Annotated in this window: 1 protein-coding gene; it reads right to left on the bottom strand. The window is 51.7% G+C overall.

Annotation, left to right across the window (positions count from 1 at the left end; genetic code table 11):
• A partial coding sequence (locus SB660_RS19490; protein ID WP_410583897.1) for an amino acid permease occupies positions 1-331 on the bottom strand: 331 nt, incomplete at both ends.

Here is a 331-nt window from a genome sequence, read left to right on the forward strand (position 1 = left end):
CATAACGGAATGCCCGGGAACCAGTACTGTATGATTCCGGCGCCTGCAATGGCTTCAATGGCAATGACGATGACCCAGAAAAACCAATACAGCCATCCGATCGTAAAACCGGCCCAAGGACCGATGGCGTCATGCGCGTACTGTGAAAACGAACCGCTTGTCGGGTTGACGGAGGACATTTCCCCCAGCATTCTCATAATAAAAATCACCAATAATCCGGCTAACGCGTAAGAAACAACGGCACCCGGACCGGTCGAGTGAATCACTGAACCGCTGCCTACAAATAGGCCGGCTCCGATTACACCGGCAATCGAAATCATTGTCATATGGC

The organism is Bacillus sp. SIMBA_005, assembly GCF_046535585.1.
Lineage (GTDB): Bacteria > Bacillota > Bacilli > Bacillales > Bacillaceae > Bacillus > Bacillus pumilus.